General features: G+C 61.2%; 19 protein-coding genes. 12 read left to right on the plus strand and 7 right to left on the minus strand.

The window, feature by feature from the left end:
• Nucleotides 1–89: 89 nt before the first annotated feature.
• The 10 genes from AB3X99_RS29065 to AB3X99_RS29110 all read left to right on the plus strand — a co-directional run bounded on the left by AB3X99_RS29065 (nucleotide 90) and on the right by AB3X99_RS29110 (nucleotide 8,541).
• Nucleotides 90–1,376 carry a hypothetical protein gene (locus AB3X99_RS29065; protein WP_368618866.1) on the plus strand — a complete coding sequence of 429 codons (1,287 nt, stop codon included), beginning with the start codon at nucleotides 90–92 and terminating at the stop codon, nucleotides 1,374–1,376.
• A gap of 22 nt (nucleotides 1,377–1,398) precedes the next feature.
• The gene (locus tag AB3X99_RS29070) at nucleotides 1,399–1,875 is read left to right on the plus strand and encodes a hypothetical protein (RefSeq protein ID WP_368618867.1); all 477 of its coding nucleotides are present in this window, start codon (nucleotides 1,399–1,401) and stop codon (nucleotides 1,873–1,875) included.
• Nucleotides 1,876–1,895: 20 nt separating this feature from the next.
• On the plus strand, nucleotides 1,896–2,531 hold the full coding sequence (locus AB3X99_RS29075; RefSeq protein ID WP_368618868.1) for a hypothetical protein: 636 nt from the start codon (nucleotides 1,896–1,898) through the stop codon (nucleotides 2,529–2,531).
• 231 nt (nucleotides 2,532–2,762) lie between these two features.
• Entirely contained in the window at nucleotides 2,763–3,299 is a 537-nt protein-coding gene (locus AB3X99_RS29080) for a hypothetical protein (protein WP_342948808.1), read from the plus strand.
• A 315-nt stretch (nucleotides 3,300–3,614) separates the two neighbouring features.
• The gene (locus AB3X99_RS29085) at nucleotides 3,615–4,199 is read left to right on the plus strand and encodes a hypothetical protein (RefSeq protein WP_368618869.1); all 585 of its coding nucleotides are present in this window, start codon (nucleotides 3,615–3,617) and stop codon (nucleotides 4,197–4,199) included.
• Between the two features lie 236 nt (nucleotides 4,200–4,435).
• Entirely contained in the window at nucleotides 4,436–4,723 is a 288-nt protein-coding gene (locus tag AB3X99_RS29090) for a PAAR domain-containing protein (protein WP_368618870.1), read from the plus strand.
• Between the two features lie 89 nt (nucleotides 4,724–4,812).
• A complete protein-coding gene (locus tag AB3X99_RS29095) occupies nucleotides 4,813–5,637 on the plus strand; it encodes a hypothetical protein (RefSeq protein WP_368618871.1) in 825 nt (274 codons plus the stop codon).
• A 196-nt stretch (nucleotides 5,638–5,833) separates the two neighbouring features.
• Entirely contained in the window at nucleotides 5,834–6,889 is a 1,056-nt protein-coding gene (locus AB3X99_RS29100) for a hypothetical protein (protein WP_368618872.1), read from the plus strand.
• A gap of 182 nt (nucleotides 6,890–7,071) precedes the next feature.
• The gene (locus tag AB3X99_RS29105) at nucleotides 7,072–7,938 is read left to right on the plus strand and encodes a DUF6708 domain-containing protein (protein ID WP_368618873.1); all 867 of its coding nucleotides are present in this window, start codon (nucleotides 7,072–7,074) and stop codon (nucleotides 7,936–7,938) included.
• A 318-nt stretch (nucleotides 7,939–8,256) separates the two neighbouring features.
• Nucleotides 8,257–8,541: a PAAR domain-containing protein gene (locus tag AB3X99_RS29110; RefSeq protein WP_368618874.1), complete on the plus strand. Its 285-nt coding sequence runs from the start codon at nucleotides 8,257–8,259 to the stop codon at nucleotides 8,539–8,541.
• 42 nt (nucleotides 8,542–8,583) lie between these two features.
• Here the strand turns inward: AB3X99_RS29110 and AB3X99_RS29115 are convergent, their stop codons facing one another.
• From AB3X99_RS29115 to AB3X99_RS29130, 4 genes are all read right to left on the minus strand, one after another.
• A complete protein-coding gene (locus AB3X99_RS29115) occupies nucleotides 8,584–9,531 on the minus strand; it encodes an OmpA family protein (RefSeq protein ID WP_368618875.1) in 948 nt (315 codons plus the stop codon).
• Nucleotides 9,515–10,525 carry a type VI secretion system-associated protein TagF gene (gene tagF, locus AB3X99_RS29120; protein WP_342948813.1) on the minus strand — a complete coding sequence of 337 codons (1,011 nt, stop codon included), beginning with the start codon at nucleotides 10,523–10,525 and terminating at the stop codon, nucleotides 9,515–9,517. Before tagF ends, AB3X99_RS29115 begins: the two co-directional genes overlap by 17 nt.
• The gene (gene tssM, locus AB3X99_RS29125) at nucleotides 10,522–14,379 is read right to left on the minus strand and encodes a type VI secretion system membrane subunit TssM (protein WP_368618876.1); all 3,858 of its coding nucleotides are present in this window, start codon (nucleotides 14,377–14,379) and stop codon (nucleotides 10,522–10,524) included. Before tssM ends, tagF begins: the two co-directional genes overlap by 4 nt.
• 132 nt (nucleotides 14,380–14,511) lie before the next feature.
• The gene (locus tag AB3X99_RS29130) at nucleotides 14,512–15,369 is read right to left on the minus strand and encodes a M15 family metallopeptidase (RefSeq protein ID WP_069266615.1); all 858 of its coding nucleotides are present in this window, start codon (nucleotides 15,367–15,369) and stop codon (nucleotides 14,512–14,514) included.
• Between the two features lie 144 nt (nucleotides 15,370–15,513).
• Between AB3X99_RS29130 and AB3X99_RS29135 the strand changes: the two genes are divergently transcribed.
• The gene (locus AB3X99_RS29135; protein WP_368618877.1) at nucleotides 15,514–16,431 is read left to right on the plus strand and encodes a hypothetical protein; all 918 of its coding nucleotides are present in this window, start codon (nucleotides 15,514–15,516) and stop codon (nucleotides 16,429–16,431) included.
• A 39-nt stretch (nucleotides 16,432–16,470) separates the two neighbouring features.
• On the opposite strand, the gene AB3X99_RS29140 is transcribed toward AB3X99_RS29135, so the two are convergent.
• The 3 genes from AB3X99_RS29140 to AB3X99_RS29150 all read right to left on the minus strand — a co-directional run bounded on the left by AB3X99_RS29140 (nucleotide 16,471) and on the right by AB3X99_RS29150 (nucleotide 19,490).
• The gene (locus tag AB3X99_RS29140; protein WP_368618878.1) at nucleotides 16,471–17,919 is read right to left on the minus strand and encodes a 3-deoxy-D-arabino-heptulosonate 7-phosphate synthase; all 1,449 of its coding nucleotides are present in this window, start codon (nucleotides 17,917–17,919) and stop codon (nucleotides 16,471–16,473) included.
• Between the two features lie 65 nt (nucleotides 17,920–17,984).
• Nucleotides 17,985–18,512: a DUF6496 domain-containing protein gene (locus AB3X99_RS29145; RefSeq protein ID WP_368618879.1), complete on the minus strand. Its 528-nt coding sequence runs from the start codon at nucleotides 18,510–18,512 to the stop codon at nucleotides 17,985–17,987.
• 66 nt (nucleotides 18,513–18,578) lie between these two features.
• Entirely contained in the window at nucleotides 18,579–19,490 is a 912-nt protein-coding gene (locus AB3X99_RS29150; RefSeq protein ID WP_368618880.1) for a LysR substrate-binding domain-containing protein, read from the minus strand.
• Between the two features lie 124 nt (nucleotides 19,491–19,614).
• Here AB3X99_RS29150 and AB3X99_RS29155 point away from each other — a divergent pair, with 124 nt between their 5' ends.
• Entirely contained in the window at nucleotides 19,615–20,550 is a 936-nt protein-coding gene (locus AB3X99_RS29155) for an alpha/beta hydrolase (protein WP_368618881.1), read from the plus strand.
• The last annotated feature ends 2 nt before the right edge of the window (nucleotides 20,551–20,552 follow it).

Below are 20,552 nucleotides of genomic sequence, written 5' to 3' on the forward strand. Positions count from 1 at the left end.
GAGTCGCGACGCCACAACCCGTCGGCGCCGATGGGACTGCTGCCTCAACATCGCAAACGCCTGCGGAGGATTCATCTACCGACACTCAGATGTCAACGGACTCCGATTCTCCACCGAAAATGCAATACAGGTTTGTCGGTTTGGACGGTAGCCCGATTAGTGGCCTGACTTACCGCGTGCAGTCCGATAGTGCGACAGTTGATTGTTCCACCGGCGAGGACGGCAGCTCGTCAGCTCCGACGACATTTAACACCGGCGCCGAATGTTCTGTATCCGTGAAGACGGATACCGGCGAGTATAAGCAGGTCGCGTGCTTTACCATTCCCAGCGCCGACACCACAGTCACGCTGATGAGCCCGAGCATGCTCCTGAAAACATCCACCGAACTCCATGGAGGCGGGGATGCCGACGTATACAAGGAGCCACCTCCCGAAGCACCGGCAGAAACAGGTAATTTAGCAACGCATCCTGCGTATGCTGACGACGCAAGCAGTACCCCTGCCGAAAGCGATAGGCCGACCGCGGACACCAGTGCTTCGCCGGCTGCCAATAGCGCGGGCAGTACAGTCGATCCGACCAACACAACTGCGCCGCCACTGGGCTCAGTAGCTCCTGCACCGTCGGTGAGTTCGCTGGGTACAACGACATTGACCACCGGCGTCGGAAATACGGCGACAAATCCAAAGCCGAATGCCGTTGCGACTTCAAGCAAGGCCGCAGTTAGCAAAACGACCAGCGCATCCAAACCGGAATCAAAGCCAGCGTCGCCAAAGGGCGGATCGGGCAAACCGCCGGTTACGCCCAACGTTGCGACGAAGCGCGATGCTGTAGGTCACCCGCAGGCGCAGCCTCTAGAGACATGGGCCGATTGGGCTGGGCACAAAATCAACGCGGCGTGGCATTTCATCGAGGACTGTATGGGCGTCGAGTCGAATCCTGTCGCCGGTAAGGGCGCCATCGCCCCCGCGAAACGGGCACCGCGGGGCGCCGATCAGGGGCAATCCGCTAGCGTCCTGGATACCGCGGCCATCGCGAGAAAGAACAGTGGGCTGGTGGAGGAGCAGACGACACATACTATGCCGTCCCCATCGACCGTCGTGAATCTCAAGCAAATTGCTGACGGCACGATCAAATATGGTACGAAAGCCTCGAAAGAATCGAAGGGACAGTGCTATATGTTTGTGAAGATCGCACTGTGGAAGATGGATGCGATTCGCTTCATTCGTGAAAAGAACGGCAAGTTCGAAGGCGCAGGTGGCAGCTACGCAAAAGTTGCTGGAGCCTTTCTAGAGTCGCCTGTGCGTGGGCGGCAGGAACCCAAACGGTACGCGACACTATTACGAACCAGTTGGCATATATCGCAAGGCGGGCTTTAGCGATCCATTGCCGCTCGCGCGCATGAAGGCGTTCCTGAAGATTATTCGCAGTCGTGAAGCAAAGACATTTTTTCAGTTGGGAGGCGATTCGAAAACCTATTACGCGTCGCAAGGTGTTTACTCGCTTTCCGGCGGAATCAGGGATTTATCGACCTATCCACCCGGCGCACACCACCAGGGAGCGTATCAGATGACCCGAGCGGTTTGGATGGCCGGCCAAAGGCCCGACATGGGCGCTTTGCCGGCCGACTTTCAACCCGCTACGCAGGACAGGTACGCAGTCTTTCTCATGGAGGGGCATCCTGGACGTCTTGACCCGACCACCAGAGAGCCACAACCGACAGCGCTGGGTTACGTGAGAACCGGCGAAATCGAAAAGGCAGTTGCGTTGCTTCGAAGCGAATGGGCCAGTATGCCTGGCACTAGCCAGGACCAAGGCTATACAATGGCGCAGCTAAAATCAGATTTCGATAAGTACGTGAAGGAGTTCAACAATTGAGAAAGCGAGCTGCCTTATTCGTGGCAATTGTGCTGTCGGCCTGTTGGGGTATGGCTCATGCACAGCAGGTCGCAATTTCAGCGGCCGATGGTGCACAGATAAACGCAACGGTCAAACAATACTATTCGTTGTCGCATCCGGACGCTTCATGCGTCTTCAGTAAGATCGATCACAATGGACAACCGGTCGATCCCAGAGTACGCAATCGTGAGTTCCGCCTTGAGGCCTATACGCGAATTTTTAAGCCGCTATTTTCCCGCTCCTTGTTTGACAAAATGCGCAAATCGTGCGTTGGGGATGTCAAGGCAACAGGCATGCTCGATGCCAGATTGTGGGGCTCCGAAATAGATTCCGATCCATCGAACTATGGCAATGAGGCTCGACTAGAGATTACACAGCCGGTCCGAATTCTTCAGGTAAACCCGTCGCGCGTGCGCGTGCGGATCGATTGGGCAGAGATCGTTAAAGGTGGCGCGAGCTACTACGGAATCGGCCGGACGGATCTGATTCTCGTAAAGGAAACAGGTTCGTGGAGGATCGATGACGCGTATGCTTTCGGTGCGCCGAGCGGATCGCCGAAGCAATTCGACATGTCGATCGATGACTTCAACGGGTTGCCCGGGATCGTTCACCTTCGACAGGACGCGTCCTGGTGATGACGGCGTCAGACGGCCGGCATGCGGCGTTGAGCGACGATCTCTGCGTCTGTTAATGTAATCCGCCGCCGAAGCTTGTGGCTTCGCAGCAGTCGATGTCAGTCGACGCATAGCGCTCAGCGCCCGTCGCCGTCATCAGCCGCGGCAATCCTCCCTCGTAGAAGAGGTAGTCCTTCACGGTTTTGGCGTGCATTCGATCATGACGGGTATCCACTGGAAGAAAGCAAAGACATGCCACGAAGACAGTCGATAGCAACGCTGCAGACGGCACCCAAGGATTCGCTGCGGGACATGGTGAGAACAGTCGCACCGATGAGCCTGCTCTTGCCGTTGCTTGGTACCGGCGTTTCATATGCCGCCTATGCCGACGATCTTGCGGTCTCTGGGTGGCCGTGGAAATTCGCGATGCTCGTCACTTTGACGTGCTCTTTCTCGCCCTTCATGATCTACATGATGTACCGCCGCACGAACTTGCTGTGGGTGTGTGGGCTGGTCCAGTCGATCGGCATATTCGCGGTCTATTTCTTTTTCGGCATTTTTGCGTACTTTTACTATTTCATCTTTGCGCCACTGCATCCGGTGGTTAAATGGCCAGGGCTTCTGGGTGGCATCGCATTCACGTTGTACTGGCTGATCATCATCAAACGAAGCGTCCTTCATACAATCACGACAACTTCTTTTGTCGAGCGCGCTTTTATCGATCAGGGATCCGACCTCGGCTTCCGGATCCAGCCAGGAATGATGCTGTTCGATCCAACTCCACAATGAACGTTTGCCGTTCCCGAAGATTTATTACTGGATCGTCTGCGGTGTTGCGCCGTTTTGCCTTATTCTGAGCCGGCTCCTGAGTTCCAGTTCTGGAACGAACGGTGTTCTTTTTTTTCTGGCGGTGTTGGGCATGCCGGTGTCGCTGTGGTTAGGGGGGCTGCTGGTTCGCATCGTTGTCGTGATGGTCATTTTGCCGAGACAACTCGCGAAGGATCGCCGAAAGCCCGTACTGGTGGCTGAGTAGCTCAGTATCTGCAAATGTAATTCGCCGCCGAGACGACCGTGATTCACGCAAAGACCGCGCTTTGGAACGTAGTGAAGAAGACGATTCCGCTAACGCTGTTCGTCAATGTCGTTTCGATCACCATCGCCTTTGGTTTTTACGCGCTGGCTTTTCGTGTGTCCCTAGCGCCTTTCTGGCTGGCTACGGCGATGTTGATAGTTACCGTTGTGGGACCATGCGCCATTGTTTTGATCGACAGAGGTCAATCCAGGCTCGTTTCTCTGGGACTCGCGAATACGATCATGGTGACGGCGTTTTACTTCTTTTTTGGCATCGTTTGCTTTTTTTTCTACTTTCTGTTCGCGCCGATGCCTCTGTACGTACAGGCTGGTGGTCTCGCGATCGGTATCACTCTGACCGGCTACTGGATGGCATTTACAGCGCGAGATGTCGACAGGGCACTAGCGACCTCGCGCTTCGTTCAGGAGGCATTTGAGGATAAAGGAAGTGTCTTGCAGTATCGGCTGCAAAGTATCGCCAAGTTGGAGGTAGTGCTGAGTTCACGCAGCCCCTCTGGAAAGTTTCACATGTATCTGGTGCTGCTGATCGCGCCTCTCTCGCTGGTGATCCGCGAATTCTGGCGCCTGTTTTGGGTTCGCACGGCCCGATCCTGCTAGTCGCCCTGATTCTCTTTCCCGTATCGCAATGGATCGCCGGACTCGGCGTCAGGCAGTATATCGTGATGATACGTTTGCCCAAAATGCTGGAGCGAATGCAAGGCAAATCAGTGATCGTTGTTAGTGATGACGTTCGCTAATGCGCACAGACGCCGAAATCGTCGCGTCGCAGGAGGTCATATTGATCGACGCGTGATTGTCAGCTGACCCCATTTGTCGTCAAACTAGAGTGAACCATGCCACGTTACTTGATACTTCAAGGCGACAAGACCACGGCAAACGGTACTGTGGTCGCCACGCCAACCTCGATCCAGTTCGAAAGCCGTGATGTCGCTCACGAAGGCGATGATGTGCAATGCCCCGCATGCAACACCACGGGCAAAATCAAATGCGATGGACCGCGTCAGGTGATGACCGCGCCCGATGGACGACATGCGGCATTGAGCGATGACCTCTGTATTTGCAAATGCGATCCGCCGCCGAAGCTTGTGGCATCGCAGCAGTCCATGTCCGTCGATGCATGATGTATGACGCTGCGTTCAACACATTAACCCGCCGCTTGCTCGTCGGTTTGCTGTCCGTATTGCCGCTCGCCGCTTGCTCGGAGCGGCCGATGAACATCGACGTCTCAATCTACAACTACTGGCCCCGCGCGATCTACGATGTCGCGGTCAACGGTCAATACGCAGGTGGTGCTTATATGGCCTATCACCCAGGCGGTGCGGGTGGCTCGACCGTCTGCTGCGTAACGGTGACCGGAACGCGCTTCAAGAAGGATGCGAATACGTATTGGTATGGCCCGCAGCATTCGGGTTCGATCTCGCTGGGCAACTGTCCGGCGTTGGCGACGATGCGGACCAACGGGACCCTAAGCGAGACCGAGGAAAGGATTCTGCGCGCCATGTCGCAGAATGAAGGCAAGGTGGATACGGTTCAAGCGATCGATGTAGCAATCATCAGCGCTGGGGCAATGCAGAAGACGATCCGTGGTTCGGCAAGCCAAGGCGAACTGGCCACCCAGATCGCTGCGTTTCGAGACGCGCATCCTGCTGAGTACCAACGGTATTTTGCTAATTGCGGCTGGACCGTTACCGGTTCGGGCAGCGATGCTTCGCTGGGGTACGCGCATTCGACATTTACGAGTGGCGCCCGGATCATTGGTGACGAGCTTTACACTGCGTTACGGCGCGATTGTTCCATCTCCACTTTGGCAAGCCGGTCAACTGCCCGCCTGTCGCGTCGATGGCGCACGCTGTGTCGTCACCGCTATACCAAGAGCTGCAAATCAAGGACTTCGTCGATCGGCTTAATCAGGCTATCAACAAGACACCTAGCGGCTACGCTTATCCGATCAAGGATTATCTTCAGTCAGCGCTCGGCCGTGCGACCGTGCTGGATCAGGACGTCAACTGGCCCCGTGCAACACCAGTCAGTATGAAAACTTCGTTGGATCGCTTTTTTCAACACAATCCGCAGGCGTCGCACAATCCGGCAGAATGGGGGGCGAACAGGTCTGCATACGAAACAAGTATCCTGCAAGATTACGGGCCATCGCGCTCTATGGCGCAAGTCAACGGCGAGTCGGTCGCGCCGGGAAGATATCAGCATCTGGTCCAAGCCTTGGGAATGCCATCTTGAGAAAGAAGACTTCAAAATCTATGAAGACAAGTAGCCTGCAGTTTCGAATCAGCTTAGTTTGCTTGGATGCTGTCCGTATCGGCACGGGAATTGCCACCGCTTTTCTCCTGACCAACGGCGCTGCTACGCCATCACTTGCCTCCGAAACATCGTCCACATTCCGCTTCGCTCTACCGGGTGGGGCAGCCATTCTTTACGGCAACGCATCGAACCCTCAAGCACCATTGGCCGAGCGGTCCTGGCAACAGGCAGTATTTTATTTCCCGAACGGAGCGACGTTCAGCCTGCTGCCAAGAACTGGCAAAACGAACGCTGGCGGGGCTGCAATTGAACCGCCGAGCGAGAGCGATATTTCGCCGTCCGGCCAATTTGTTGTTATAGGGCGAGTCGAATCGGGGACGGTATCGTCTGGGCCGGGGCAAGCGGAGTCCGTCCTGAGCCGGGAGTACTGTCCTGTCATTGAGATACGCACGGGGTGTATTACCGCCGATCAAACTGGTGCGATATGCGGAGCGGGCTGGCAGGCTGGCCAGCCCGCACAGTGGGGAACGGAGGATCAAACGAACGTGATGCTGAAGCGCGATCGTCCGTCGGCGAGCAGGCTGCTGCGCTTCATCAGCGCCGGTCAGCCGGTACGATTAGCAATCGACGACGATTCCGGTGCGGACAATCTCTTGCGGTGCGATCCGCTGTCGTCCATTAATCGCGAGGCCTATCAAAAGATTGCAACTGCTTTGCATGCCGCAGGCGCGAGCAACGATGCGCGATTGATAGACGCCGCACTGTCGAATGCCAACGACGGCGCGGCACATACGTTAGAGTCTGCAGTCGCGGATGACCGGCACCGTGCGGCGACTGTGTCGGCACATAATGCAACGCTCTATACGGCACCCGATGATAGCCACGCGAGCCGCGCCTATCTAGTCCAGAACGATACGGTGACGGTATTGAAGCAGTCGCCTGCCGGGTGGGCCTATGTCGACTACGTCACAGCTTCCGGCAAGCATCTGGTTCGATGGGTCAAAGCCGACCAACTGTCGATCGAGCCCTGATGTGATCGAATAACTGAATTGAAATGCCGTGACCACTTTTTCGGACGTATCGTGCGTAAGCGATTTATCGGAAAGACGACTCTGTCGCCTGGAAGTGTTGCCGTTTCTTGGATTCTGGCCTCAAGTTGGCATTGGAGCTTCCGCAGCGGCGGCGATGGGGTTCGCAGCGACTTGAAGGCTATATGACTTACGACTATCTGACGAAGGTATCCATAAATCGCCCCGTGACGGCGGAGGAGTGCGCGCGTCGCCTCGATATCCGCAAGCCGGCGGCAAGCGATGCGAAAGACAAGCACATGGTCTTTCGAATGAACAACATCTATTTGGGCATTTGCGATACCTCATACCAGCAGGTGGGTTGGGCAACCCTGGCTTTTCTCGTCGGATTTCCCGGATTTGCCTATTTTGGCTGGCAGTTCGTGTTGTTCACTCATAGCAGCGCGATTTTCTGGACACTGGTTGTGCCGTGTGCCATAGGATGCGCGTTTTGTGCCGGCATTTTGCTGAAGGACTGCTTCAACTACCGGCACAAGACAATTCGGTTTAACAGGAAAAACCGGATGGTCTATGCCTTCCGCCATAACGGCAAGAACGGGGTCGTTGCCGTGCCTTGGGACAAAGCTTTCTTCTTCACTGACCGGCAGACGTCTTCGCCGCTCTTCGGCGGTGCGCCAACCGTCCTGAGATGTTTCGTGCTCGCCGAGGACGATAAAACCATCGTCAATACCTTCAGTTTTGGCAAACGTACGGTCAACGGGGGATCGGAGACGTCAGCGTGGGGGGCGAACGTTCTTGAGCAACTTCTGGCGAACTTCGAATTCGTTCGAAAGTTTATGGAAGACGGCCCGGAATCGCTTCCACCTATCAAGGAGTACTTGCCCGAAGGACCGTCCTTGAGGGCATCGGCGAGTGTGTTGTTCTCCAATTTCAAGGCCGTTCGCAGGGCAAACGCCGCCCTTTGGCTGCTGACGACCGTGATCGCGGTTCCAATGTGCCTGATGGTGTTATTGCATTACATTGCGCAACTGACTAGTCGTGAGCCGGTGTGACCCGAGGACGTACAACGAGCTTCGCTCCCCGGTGAACCGTCTTCGACGGTGACGGCCTAAGTGGCGGGACGCTAAGACTCTGGCGCGATGGCATTCGACGGAAACATCCGGGTTAAGACGCAGCGGCCTTTGACTGACAAGGGAGATCGTCAGGAAGGCAAAGTTCGTGGGCAACCTCCAGTCCGTGTTCGCCTGGCTTAGCTGGAAACCGTCCCGTGAGCCGGTTTGGCCTGAAGCCATCCAGCAGTCATTGAAGCCCGACGCATTCGTGGCGAGCACCACCAAAGTCGCATCAGAGAAGAATCTCAGGGAGCAGATATGACTCGCAAATTCATACTGAAAGACGACAAGACCGATCACAACGGCGTCGTTATGGATGGCATCGAGGGGTCCTCGTTTTCCGGGAGACCGATGGCCTATATCGGAGCACCGGTCATGTGCCACACCTGCAATACCCAAGGTGTCATCGTGTCGGATGGAACTCCGCACAGGCTGACGGTAATGGGAAAACAGGTCGCTCTTGAAGGCGACCTGTGTCAGTGCCACTGTCAACCCCAGCCGAAGCTTGTGGCATCGCAAACCACGGGAACGCTTTCCGCCTGAAGTGATCTGTGGTTGTGATGATAGGCCCGAGGGCCATTCCCCCTACAACCCCGCCCGAAACTCAATCCGCCGATTCCTTGCCCGCCCATCACTCGTATCGTTCGAAGCAATCGGCTGGTCAGGACCCACACCAGTCGCCGTCATCTGTTGCGGCGAGATCCCCTTGCCGACGAGATACCCTTTAACAGCATCGGCACGCGCCTGGCTCAGCGCAATGTTTGAAGTGCGATTACCCGAGTTGTCCGTATGCCCGATGATCGCCACAGTACGCGTATTCATCTTCGCAAGCACGGCCGCCATCTGATCAAGAATCGCCCGGCCTTGCGGCGTGAGCGTCGCGCTGCCCGTTTCGAACTCGATCGTGCGATTCGCGAGCGTCTGGTCGAGCAGCCCCTGTTCGGACGCGCTCACGCGCAACCCATTGCGGATCGTATAGGTCGGATTGAGCGCGGTGGCCATGTCGCTCGCGATCTGCTGGCGCGTGGCCTCGTTGCCCACCTCGCCGCGCACGTCGATCTGCGTGCCGTCGATCTTCAGTTGTCCTTTATGGATCTGCTTGAGCTGCGCGTTGAGCAGCTTCTGCACGTTATCCGACCAGTTGGGCGGCGTCGCTACGTCGCCCACTTCAATCTGATCCACGACGTTCGCCGCGCCATAGGTCTCGCGCAGACGAGCGAGCACAGCCGCGTGCGTGGCTTCGTCGGGCACCTTGCCGCCTGCCACGACCTGGCCGGGCGCCGTATCGACAGGCGCGGGCGTGGACGTGGCGGTCGAGCGGGGAACAGTATCAGCCGTAGAGGCGGCCGGGTTCGCCGCAGGAAGCTCAGTCGTGCTGACCTGCGCGCCGCTGTTGTTCACGGGCGTGACGCGAGCAGGGCTCGCATCGTCGGCCCACGCGTTCGAGCCAGCGAATCCCAACACGGCAGCCGCGAGCGCCGCAGCCATCGCCGTACGCACAGGAACGCGCGCCTGTTTATCCGCGCCGAGCATGCCCAGCCTCCCCAACGAACGCTTCCTGGAACGTGTCGATCGCAAGACGCAGCGACAGTTGCGGCTGATCGAGGTAGCTGACGAGTTTGCTGATGCCATGGTCGCTTTGTGCGTGACCGTCGATCCATTCGGGATCGTCGATATCGATGTTGTGGGCGGCGTAGGTTTGCGGATCGACCACGCTGTGCAGGGTCCGGGCCGATGCGCCGTTGAAGCCGACGATGAGCCGCTCGCGCTGCGCGATGGTGCCGATGAAGATAGCGAGTTCGAAGTCCGCCTTCGAAACGAACGGCGCGATCAGCTCCAGCCAGAATGCGGCCACGAGGCTGCGGTAGAACGGGTCGACCGGCAGCGGCAGCGTGAGGCCGCGCTCCAGATGCGAGGAGCCGCTCGTCATCACTGGTCGCAGCAGCGAGCCGAGCGCGAGCATCGCGCCGCGCAGGCGCACGGGGTGGCCGCTCGCGAGCAGCATCCGCTCGAGGCCTTCGAGCGTCTGGTGTTCGACGAAGTCGTTGAAGGTGCCGTCGTGCGGGTTGCCCACGCCGCCCACATCTACGGGAACCTGGGTTTCGCCGAGCGCATGCAGCGCGCCCGCCGGTTCGCTCGTGCCAAGGAGCGGCTGCATCTGCTGCGCGGCACGCGACCACAGCCGCGCGAAGGCGAGCGGGCTGCGCGCGAGAAAGGCGAGCGGCTGCTCGACTTCGAGCGCGGTGGCCGCGAGAAACGGAAAGCGCCGCGACGACTGGTCCTGGCTCGCCACCATGTGCCCGGCGATCGCGAGTTTGCTTTGCGAGCCGAGAAACGCGAAGTGCATGGGCTGCGCTTCGGCATAGACGATCTTCCACCGCGGATCGTCGGCGAGCAGTTCCATCGCCTGTGCGATCCAGCGGTCCAGTGTCTGCAGCAACTGCGGATTGTGCGCACTCTTGACGAAGTCGCCGCGCGACGGAATCTTGCCGAAGTACGCGATCTGCGCCTGAACGGACTGCGTCATTGCGCGGTTCCTCCTGTCTGGGTGGGGGCCGCCGATGTTGTCACGGCGGCCACGGCGGCGGGCGACGCGCTCGCGCCGGCCGCAGGGTTGGCAGCCGCACTGTTCACTGTCCCGACGCTTGCGATCGAAGAGGGCAGTTGCACGCCGCTCAAACCTTGCTGCTGCGGCGCGTTACTGCTCGCAGCCGTGGGCTGCGAGGTGCTGACGATGCGCATGCTCACCGATACGGTCACGCTGCCTTGCGTCCACGTCAGGTCGAACGTGCCGTCCGGATGGCGCGTGCGCTGTGCCGAGTTGATGAGCTTCTCCAGGCCGTAACGTCCCGGCTCGTTGACGAACTGAATCGTGCGACCGTCGAACGTGGTGGCCGAGAGCGTCGCGCCCGGCGCGCCCTGAGGATTGGGCCAGACGAAGTTCGTCCACTGCGGCGGCGTGTTGCGGTAGCGCAGTTGCTGGCCGTCGATCGCGATCGTGTACTCGGTCGTGCCGCTCGACGGCTGCGGCAGAATCTGGAACACGGTCTGCGGCTCGGACGAGCCTTGTCCCGCGCCCGCCGCGCCGCCCGCAAGCGGCGCCACCCAGCGCGCGAAGCCGGTCGTGAAGTCGGGCGTGAGCGTGAGGCCCATGTCGCCCCAGGTGCGTGCGGAGAGCGTGTCGCCGCGGCGCACGGCGAGTGGCCCGAGCGTGGTGCCGACGAACTTCGAAATCGCACCGTCCGGCCCGAACATCTGGGCGATTTCGCTCGCGCCTGCCTCGATCTTCGCGCTGCCCGCAAACGGGTACTTGTTCGCGAGCGAGGCCTGGAACGGTTGGTACACCTGCGCATTCCAAACCTTGTTCACTTCCACGGTCGCAGGCTGGATCACCACGGCGTAGGCCTGCATGAGCGGGCGCACGAGCAGCGGGCGCAGCGCCTTCTTCTGCGCGTCGGTCAAGCCCGTGAGCATCTGCTCGTCGACGAACTTGAGCGAATCGGAAAGTTCGGAGCCGTTGCCGTCCAGCGTTTGCTGCATGAGCTGGCGCGCGCCCGGTCCCGGGTCGCCCTGATTCTTGATGACGTTAAGACGCGTGCGCACCTTCGAGAGCGAGTCCATGTAGCCGCCGAGGAGCGACGCGTTGTCGTGCGTCACGACCATGCGGCCCAGCCCCGCGAATGCCTGGCCGATCGGACCCATCGAAGGCTCGACCGGATTGCCGTTGAGGTCGAGATTGGCCGTGGCAGTGTTGCCCGACATGCGCGAGAACCATTGCCTGACCCATCCCGTCACGCCGCTTTCCGCGCGCTTGATGCTCACGCTCGCGAGCGATGGGTTATCCCACGAGGTCTGGTCGTACGCGGTTTCGAGGATCTTGCGGATCGGCGAATCCTGCGGGTCGCCCAGGCGATTCATCGCATCGACGGCCTGGCCGAACGTGCCGAAGTCCTGCACGGCAATGCCCTGCATGAACTTCTGCCAGTTCTGCGCATACTCGGTCTTGTACATCGACACCAGCGCCTTCTGGATCTGCTCGGGGCTGCCTTCGAGCGTGAGATCGTCTTGCGCCGAGGTGTTGAGCACCCAGTCCTTCGCTTGCAGTTCCTTCGTTGCGGCGTCGCGGATCGCAGGCTGCACGTACTGGAACCACGCCTCGCGCGTGAAGGTGCCGGAAATCGCGTAACTGCCCGCAATCAGCGAGGTATTCGTGTCGCCGACGATGCGCGCCACCGTCATGGGCGCGAAACGCGTGGAGGCGCGCGCCTTGATCTCCTCGTACACGCGCTGACGCGCCGGCATGCCGCGCACCACGTGGCGCAGGTTTTCTCGCGTCTGGTCGACGAGCGCCAGGTTCGCGTCGATCATCGGCCAGTCGTCGTCGGAGACGCGCGCGAGGTAGAACGTGATCATGCGCTCGGCACTCTTGATCATCTCGTCGCGAGGCATGTTGCCGCGATTCGTTTCGAGCCAGCCACGCCAGAAGCGCGCGATCTGGTCGGTCAGGTGCGCGGCCTCGACGTGACGCTTGTCGGAGAGCATCAGGTAGGTCTTGAGCGCGTTGTACGCGTCTTCAACGCTCGTGGGCGAGGCGGCGCTATAGAGGCCGCCCTGGCTGCCGGCCGCCATTGCCGTGTGCGCCGAGACGGGAATCGCACCCGAATCGGGCGTATGCGACATCGGCGCGAGCAGTTCGGGATGCGCGTCCACGTCCTTGAGAAACGAGGCGAGATTCTGCGAGACGGGCGTCAGCATGATCTGCCGTACGCCGCTGTAATACTCTTCGAGCAGATGCTGTTCGAGCCGGTCGCCCTGGTAGAGTCCGAGCGAAACGGCGAGCGGGCGGTCGCGACGGAACTGCTCGAGTTGCTCGATGCGGTCTTCGAGAATGTCCATGGCCTGCAGGCGCGACTGCAGGTCGTTGCGGTTCTGCTGCATGCGCTCGACGTTGTCGAGATCGGCCTGCACGTTCGCCACGAGCTGCTGGTTGCCGATGGTCGACCACGTCCAGCCGCCCAGCGCGAGCGCGAGCACCGCGACGAAGCCGAAGAACGTGGCGTAGCGCATGCGCGTCTTGGCAGGGCTCGCGAACTGCTTCACGGTTTGCCGGTCCGCGAAGATCACTTTCGAGAACAGATCGCGCAGGAAGAAGCCGTTTTTGGAAAACGCGCTATGCGGCTTGGGCAGCCCCTCGGCGGAGAGCACGAAGCGGTTGGCAATGCGCTGCGCGGCGGCGCTGCTGGTTTCGCCTTCCTGCAGCGCGCTCGTGAAATAGAAGCCGCGGAAGATCGGCTTGTACTGGAAAGGGTTGTTCTCGAACAGCGTAGCGAGGAACGCGCGCAACGCCGGCTTGATCGCCGAGAATTCGAGCGGGAAGCTCAGTTGCCCAGGCGAGAGCTGCTTGCCGCGGCTGAGCGACATCTGCGCGATGCTGATTTCCTTGAGGCCTTCGTAAAGCTCTTCGAAGCGCTCGTCGAACAGCGCGACGATATCGCGCTTCTCATCCGGCTCGTAGGGCAGGGTAGCGCCCCACACGCGGTCGTACTCCTGGCGGTCGTTGCTGCTGAAGAATTCGGTGAAGCCGGTAATCAGGTCGGCCTTCGTGAACATCACGTACACGGGCGCAAACACTTCGAGCTTTTCGGTCAGTTCCTGCACGCGCTGGCGCAGATTCTTCGCGAGGTTGATGGCGAACTCGGGGCGGTTGCCCGTGAGTTCCGCGATGCTCGCGGTGACGATGATGCCGTTGATCGGCGCCTTCGGACGATGGCGCTTGAGGAGGCCGAGAAAGCCGAGCCATTCGCTGCGGTCTTCCTCGTGGACCGAATAGCGGCCCGCTGTGTCGAGCAGGATGCCTTCGGTCGTGAAGAACCAGTCGCAGTTGCGCGTGCCGCCAATGCCGTGCACCACGGCGTCGTGCTTGTCGGCGAAGGGGAATTGCAAGCCCGAATTCAGCACGGCGCTGCTCTTGCCGGCTGCAGGATTGCCGATGACGATGTACCACGGCAACTCATACAGCGCCGAGCCGCCCGAAAGCTGGCCGATCTTCGAGGACTTGATGGTTTTTACGGCGTCGACGAGCCGCGTGCGCAGCACATCCAGCTCCGCCTGCCTGGCAGGGGCGGGTGCGGGCTCTCCGTTATCGGTCTGCGCCTGCTGCTCCAGCATGTCGCCGAGCTTGCGGTTCGCGCGCCGCACGCGCGCGCGGCGCCAGAGCCAGAACACGAGCCAGATCGCGAACAGCGCGCCGAGCACGGCAGCGGGCCAGACCGGGCTGATTTGCAGTGCATCGGCCGCGATGAACAATGCGGCCGCGAGCGCGATCACGCCGACGACAGAGAGCGTGCGCGTGTTTGTCAACACGTTGAAGAAGCGTTGCATAAGCCGTTCAGGTCCTGGTGCCTTGGGTGCTGTTTGTCGTGGTGTGCGGTGTCGTCACGCAGCAAGAGGTTTTGCCGCCCGGCAGAATGAAAGAACGCCCCATAAAACTCCCCATTTATTTCCCGCTGCGCCTCATTTAACAATTGCCGGCGCGCGACCCAGAACGAAGCCGGGTTTGTGATATTCGACGTGGCCCAGGTCCATCAATTTCCAGCGTCCGCCCCAGGTCAGGCCAACCTGCTCGGCCACCTGGCCGTATAACTGATAACCCCGCATCGCCCAGGGATCTTTTTCTGAAATGACGAGCTTGCCGTCACGCAGAAATGCGTTATCGGCCGCGAGTCCATATTGGTGATAGCTTTGGAAAGCTGCCGCGTTTGTCACATTACCGCCCATTTGCGCAAGCCTGTTTTGTCGCTCGGGGCTGCGGTAACCTTCCAGTAGTGCCATTTCATAACCGTATTGCTCGCGCATGATCTTGTAGACGAGCAATAGCCGCGTGCGGAAATCCGCATCCAGCAGATTCCAGTCGCGGCTTGCGTCGTGCAGCGCGGGCCGCACCTGCTCGACCTCCTTCGTGGCGAATACCTCGGGAGGCAGCGGCGGCGGTGGAACCAGCTGCTCGCCGTTCAGCAAGGCAGCGATTTTTTCGTCCGGCACCCGGGGCGTGTCATCGTATTGAAATAACTGATGACCGCGCAATGTAATGGCAATGAGCGGCGGCGTCGCAAGAATACCTGCGGTAATGAAAATCAGCAAGCGCCGCCTGATGAGTATATTTTTCATATCGGCCATTCTCGAATGAGAAATTTTTGCCGACTTAAAGAACTGACTCCGGGCGTGAGTGGCGCTTGCTGAAGCGCGACGCATAATTAAATTATGCAATTCGAATAACGTGCTGAAAAGCGATGCACGTACGGCGGGCAGCAGCAAGAGTGCGGCCAATGGTACGGCAATGGCAAAATAGGCGACGAGAGCAATGGCGACCAAAAGCGAACCTGCGGAGTGGCAATTGTTTTTTGTAATGCTTGATTTTAGAATCAGCGCTGCCCGAAGTTGGGCCGCCTCGTATTATTGCGGTGAAACAGGCTCAATTCAATGAGCACAATGAGCACGATTCCAACGAGACAGTGAATGAGTGCGCCGGACAACTCTACCCCCAAGGCTGCCCCCAGCCTCCTCGCCGACACGCCAGCCAGCGTCCCGGGCGCGCAACCGGGCGGCTCGCGCATCCTCGCGAATCTCGAGGGCCGCGTCGTGCCGCCGGCCGCGCCGCCTGGTACAAGTCGGCGTTCGCGCACGCCGATGCTGGTCGGGGCGCTGGTTCTGATCGGCGCCGCCGGTTTCGGCGCCTGGCACGTGGCCGAGCGCAGCGCGCCAGCGAACGCCGGGACGCAGGCGGCTGCCACCGCCGTTGCACCGATAGCTGCCCCTACAGGGGCAGCGCCAACCGTCGCGAACGCGGCGAGCGCGCATGATACGGCGTCGGCTTCGCACGCCGCCACGATCGTGAGCGACGACGAAACTGCCGACAACGCGAAGCCCGCACCTGACGCCGTTGCGTCCGCAACGGTACCCGACGATGGCCGGCTTTCGCGTGCGTTGGCCAATGGCGCGCGCGATGCCGGAGCGAGCGCACCGGCGGGCGGTGCGGCGCCGCAGGCGAGCGCGTCCGTAGACGCGAATCACAAGCATCCGGCCAAGGGCGCCGAAGCCCGCCACGAAGCGAAAAGCGCCGCGCATGCAGGAAGCACCAAGGCTGAAACGCTGGCGAAGAAGCGACACGATGCGCGTCCGGGCGGCCAGAAGGACGATTCCGATGTCGATCTGCTCGCCGTGCTCGTTGCCCGCACCAAGCCGGGCGATGGCAAGGACGCGTCCGCGCACGGGTCGAAGCCGGCGGCTGGCAAGCTCACGCTCGCGCAGCAAGTCAAGGCGTGCGGAGAACAGGGCTTCTTCGAAGATCAGCTTTGCCGTTGGCGCGTGTGCGACGGGCATTGGGGCAAGGATCCGGCGTGCCCCGCGGCGGCGCGCGCAAGCACGGAGCATTGAGGCGTCAGCGCGCCTCTCTCGAACGCACGCACGCGCACGTCAACAAGGCCGTTCGTTCGCTGTGTACTGTGAACACCCCGGCGAGCACCCCGTTGCATCGCGAATCGTGGCCATCAGGTCATCGGGGTGCACCATCAATTCGCGCACGAGACGCAGCATCGAATACTGGTCGAGCACGGCATGCCAGCGCGACGATTGCGTGAGGTGCTGCCAGACAGCAGCCAGTATTTCCGGATCCGCATGGCGCCCGTCCCACTGGGCGCTGGCGTATTCGAGGCTCGCCGGTGCGGACAAAAGCTGCATACGGCTCGCGGCGTTGAGCATTCGCGAAACGCCGTTGGCGGGCGCGTCGCAGCAATAGAGCACGGCGCTCAGCAAGCCGCACTCGTCGAAGCCTTGCGCGCGTAGCGAGGCGCCGTGCAGTCGCACTGGCCCCTGCTGGGTCTCGAACGTATACACGACGTTTTCTTCAGCGTGCGTGAGCAGGCGCAAACCGCGCATGAGCCGCGGCAGGTCGGTCGTTGCGGATTCGACGGATGCCTTCGCTTCGACGAGCAGGCGCACGTTCCAGACGGGCACGATATCGAAGGTCTTCGCATGCAGCCGCTCGAGCAGGACCACGTCCCATTCCGTTTTGGCGCGCTCGTGCGAACCCGGTATCGAGGCCGGGACGCGCATCGAACTCACGACACGGTACGCGTGCGGGTTCTCCTGCGCCGCGTTGAGCCTTTGAGCCAGAGATTCGAGGGCTTGGATGGCCAGCGCTTCGACAGCCGCGCCGCGTCGCTGCGACGCCCGGCCTTGCGCCACGGCCGCCGGCGTACCCGGCCGCGGACCATACGCATCCAGCAATGATACGTATTGCTGCACGAGTGGGTCGGGCGCCAGGGCTTCGAGCCGGCACAAGCGCGCCAGTGCCAGACTGTTCTGCAGATCGGCCAGCGCGGGTTCGAAAGCCGAGCCCTTCGCAAGCTCCGGCGAAGCGAGAAGGTCTCGCGCGGTTTCATGGAGTCCCGCGTAATGGGCCTCGTGGTGCGCCAATGCCGCGGACGCATGCAGCCGCGCAAGCGCTTCGCGCTGCCAGGCCTCGAGGGCGCGCTGCTGTTTGGCTGGATGCGCGATCGCATTGACCGCAGCATGGATCTGCCGGCGGTCCTGATCGGCCTGGGCCGAAAGCGAGGCAAATTCGCGTACGTGGGGCGCGCGGTGCCGCAGCACCATCGCCTGAAATGCCCGGTCTCCGGAATCGGCGTGCATCGCCTCCGTGATCATGGCCGCGAGCGCGTCGATGAAACGCGGCTTCAGCGTCGCGTCGGGTGCTCTGCCATGTGCGATGGCTTCACGCGCCTGTTCGATGACGCGTGCGAGAGCCGTCGCCGGATTGGCGTGTCGAAGCGGCAGCGCCGAAGCCGCGGGCTCTTGCGGCAAGCGATAGCGGCGTGGGACGTCGCGAAGGATCTGTTCGAGCAGCAGAGCGGGTGAGGACATCGGCGATTGTGCAGCACGCGCGTGCGGGGCGATGAGGAAGATAGTCTCATAACCCCGCGCTACCGCTAGTGGCGGGTGTGCTGCGCCCGCGCGGCGCGTGTCTTCGCCGCCTTTTTTGCCGCGGCGGAACGGCCCGCTGCGCCCTTCGTCTGCGCAGCCTTTTTCGCGGCCGCCGACCGGCTTGCCGCGGGGCGGCGCGCCGCCGCGGTCTTCGCCTGTTTCGACGCGGCTCGTGGCGATGCGCCCGCCCGGCTCTCGCCCTTGAGCACTTGCGTCGTCGTACGCGAGCGTTTGGCCTTCGATTCCGTGCTCGCGCGGCCCGTTTTCTCGCCGCGGCCCGCCGCGCTATCCTTTGCGGCCTTCTTGCGCGTCGCTTCGCTGGTTTTGCCTGGCGCCGGCGGTTTCAGGTCCACACCGGCGCGTCGCGCCTTCGAGAGGCCGATCGCGACAGCCTGCTTCGCGGAACGCACGCCATGCTTGCCTTCGCGCACGCGATCGAACTCCTCCTTCACGAACTCGCCGGCCTGGGTACTGGCAGATTTGCCTGCGCGCTTGTCTGCGCGCGCGCGCTCGATCGTTTTCTTCTCGGGCATTTTGGCTCTCCTGGATGAGTGACCCACTTATCGCAGCAAGCACCGTTCCGCACAGGCGCAAAGCCATCAGACCGCAACGAAAGCCGGCCGCGGAGCAGCCGCGAGGATTTCGGCAACGAAGTCGAGAAACACGCGAGTCTTGTTCGGCAGCCGCCTGCCCGATGGATGCACGCCGTGGACGGGCAACGGCGGCGGCGCGAAATCCTCCAGCACGCTGACGACCTCGCCGCTCGCCATCTCCGCTGCGAAGAGCCAGGCCGGCGCCTGAACCAGGCCCATATGGGCCAGAACGGCAGCGCGAATCTGCTCCGCGTCGCCGGTGCGGAAATTGCCGGACGGAACCTGCAGGCCCGGCCCTTCGACGTTGCCGAAACGCCATGCCCGCGGCTCGTGCAGGGGCGCGAAAACCACACAGGCATGCCGTTCGATCTCTTGCGGCCGTTCGGGGCGCCCATGCTTTTCGAGGTATTGCGGTGTCGCGACGACAACGACCGGACTCGAGGCCAGATGCCTCGAAATCATTGAGGAATCGGCAAGCGGTCCGCTTTTGACCGAAAGATCGAAACCTTCCTCGACGAGATTGACGACTCGCTCCGTTGCGGAAAGGTCCACGTACACCTGCGGATAGCGGGAGAAAAACACCGGCAGGTGCGGCACGACATACAGCCGGCCAAAGACCGGTGGCACGGTGACGCGGATCAGCCCGCTCGGAGAGAGCTGGCCGTGCCCGACGGAGGACTCGAGATCGGCGAAGTCGCCAATGATGCGCAAGCCCGCTTCATAGACCGTTTGACCGGTCTCGGTGAGCGTCATGCTGCGCGACGTGCGCCGCACCAGTTGAGCGCCGAGGTGACGCTCGAGCGACGCGATCTGCTTGCTGACCGCAGGTTGACCCACGCCGATGTCGCGGGCCGCCGCGGCGAAACTCCCGCTTTCGACGATGCGAATGAAAAGTTTGAGCGCGTCGAGCCGGTCCATTTTCCCTTCCCCAAAACTTCCTGACTGGAATGGATTCTATTCCATCTGACCGTCTTCCATGCCCTGAGTGGAATCGATATCGTCATGCCCATCGACAACGCATTCACGCAACGAAGGAGCCATGATGAGCATCGGACAACGCACAAACCTGACCGAAGTGCGGCACAGCCTGAGCGAAGACGACCGCGAGGCGGCGAGGGCCTCGATCGAGCGCACGCAGCGGCTTTTCGACGAATTCGAAGGAACGATGCGCGAGGCGTACGACGCCATGACCGCGCAGACGCCGGTCGCGGACGGCGTCGGCATGGAGAGCATCGCGAACGCGGACGCAACAGGGTGGTGGATTCGGCCGCGCGCCGCGCCTGCCCATCGCGCGATCCTGTTCCTGCACGGCGGGGCCTTTGTGCTCGGCTCTGCATCGGGCTATCGCGGTTTCGCAAGCCAGATCGCGGTGCGCGCCGGTGTCGATACCTTCGTGCTCGACTATCCGCTTGCGCCCGAGCATCCGTTTCCCGCGGCGCACGATGCCGTGCTCGCCGCGCTGCGATGGCTGGCGAACGGCGGCATACGCGAAGTCTCGCTGGTCGGCGACTCCGCGGGCGGCGCCCTTGCACTGGCGGCTCTGGGTGTGGAGGAACCGCGCACGTTGAACATTGCGAGCGTGGCCGCTTTCTCGCCGTGGGTCGATCTGGCGTTGACAGGGCCGTCGTTCAAGAGCGATGCGACCCGGGATGCCGTTCTGACGCGGCCGGTGCTCGCCAATGCCGCCGCAGCGTATCTTGGGGCTGGCGATCCCACGGATGGACGCGCGTCGCCGCTGCATGCCATTCCCGGGCGCCTGCCGCCCATCGCGCTCCAGGTGGGCACGGACGAGTTGCTATTCGACGACGCGCGACGTTACGCGGCGGCTGCAGCGGAGCAGGGCGCAACGGTGCAACTGGAAATCTACGAAGGACTGCACCACGTGTTCCAGCGATCCACGCACGAGCTGTCGAGTGCGCGGTATGCGCTGGATGAAGTCGCGAGATTCATCTCGCGGTGCTGGACGCCTGACGCGTAAGT

The organism is Paraburkholderia sp. BR10882 (assembly GCF_040948855.1).
Taxonomy (GTDB): Bacteria; Pseudomonadota; Gammaproteobacteria; order Burkholderiales; family Burkholderiaceae; genus Paraburkholderia; species Paraburkholderia nodosa_A.

What these genes read in the sequence shown, in the direction of transcription:
- AB3X99_RS29065 (WP_368618866.1), top strand. Translation starts at nt 90, where the DNA reads ATGTCAACGGACTCCGATTCTCCACCGAAAATGCAATACAGGTTTGTC.
- AB3X99_RS29070 (WP_368618867.1), top strand. Translation starts at nt 1,399, where the DNA reads ATGAAGGCGTTCCTGAAGATTATTCGCAGTCGTGAAGCAAAGACATTT.
- AB3X99_RS29080 (WP_342948808.1), top strand. Translation starts at nt 2,763, where the DNA reads ATGCCACGAAGACAGTCGATAGCAACGCTGCAGACGGCACCCAAGGAT.
- AB3X99_RS29090 (WP_368618870.1), top strand. Translation starts at nt 4,436, where the DNA reads ATGCCACGTTACTTGATACTTCAAGGCGACAAGACCACGGCAAACGGT.
- AB3X99_RS29095 (WP_368618871.1), top strand. Translation starts at nt 4,813, where the DNA reads ATGAACATCGACGTCTCAATCTACAACTACTGGCCCCGCGCGATCTAC.
- AB3X99_RS29105 (WP_368618873.1), top strand. Translation starts at nt 7,072, where the DNA reads ATGACTTACGACTATCTGACGAAGGTATCCATAAATCGCCCCGTGACG.
- AB3X99_RS29110 (WP_368618874.1), top strand. Translation starts at nt 8,257, where the DNA reads ATGACTCGCAAATTCATACTGAAAGACGACAAGACCGATCACAACGGC.
- AB3X99_RS29115 (WP_368618875.1), bottom strand. Translation starts at nt 9,531, where the DNA reads ATGCTCGGCGCGGATAAACAGGCGCGCGTTCCTGTGCGTACGGCGATG.
- tagF (WP_342948813.1), bottom strand. Translation starts at nt 10,525, where the DNA reads ATGACGCAGTCCGTTCAGGCGCAGATCGCGTACTTCGGCAAGATTCCG.
- tssM (WP_368618876.1), bottom strand. Translation starts at nt 14,379, where the DNA reads ATGCAACGCTTCTTCAACGTGTTGACAAACACGCGCACGCTCTCTGTC.
- AB3X99_RS29135 (WP_368618877.1), top strand. Translation starts at nt 15,514, where the DNA reads ATGAGTGCGCCGGACAACTCTACCCCCAAGGCTGCCCCCAGCCTCCTC.
- AB3X99_RS29140 (WP_368618878.1), bottom strand. Translation starts at nt 17,919, where the DNA reads ATGTCCTCACCCGCTCTGCTGCTCGAACAGATCCTTCGCGACGTCCCA.
- AB3X99_RS29145 (WP_368618879.1), bottom strand. Translation starts at nt 18,512, where the DNA reads ATGCCCGAGAAGAAAACGATCGAGCGCGCGCGCGCAGACAAGCGCGCA.
- AB3X99_RS29150 (WP_368618880.1), bottom strand. Translation starts at nt 19,490, where the DNA reads ATGGACCGGCTCGACGCGCTCAAACTTTTCATTCGCATCGTCGAAAGC.
- AB3X99_RS29155 (WP_368618881.1), top strand. Translation starts at nt 19,615, where the DNA reads ATGAGCATCGGACAACGCACAAACCTGACCGAAGTGCGGCACAGCCTG.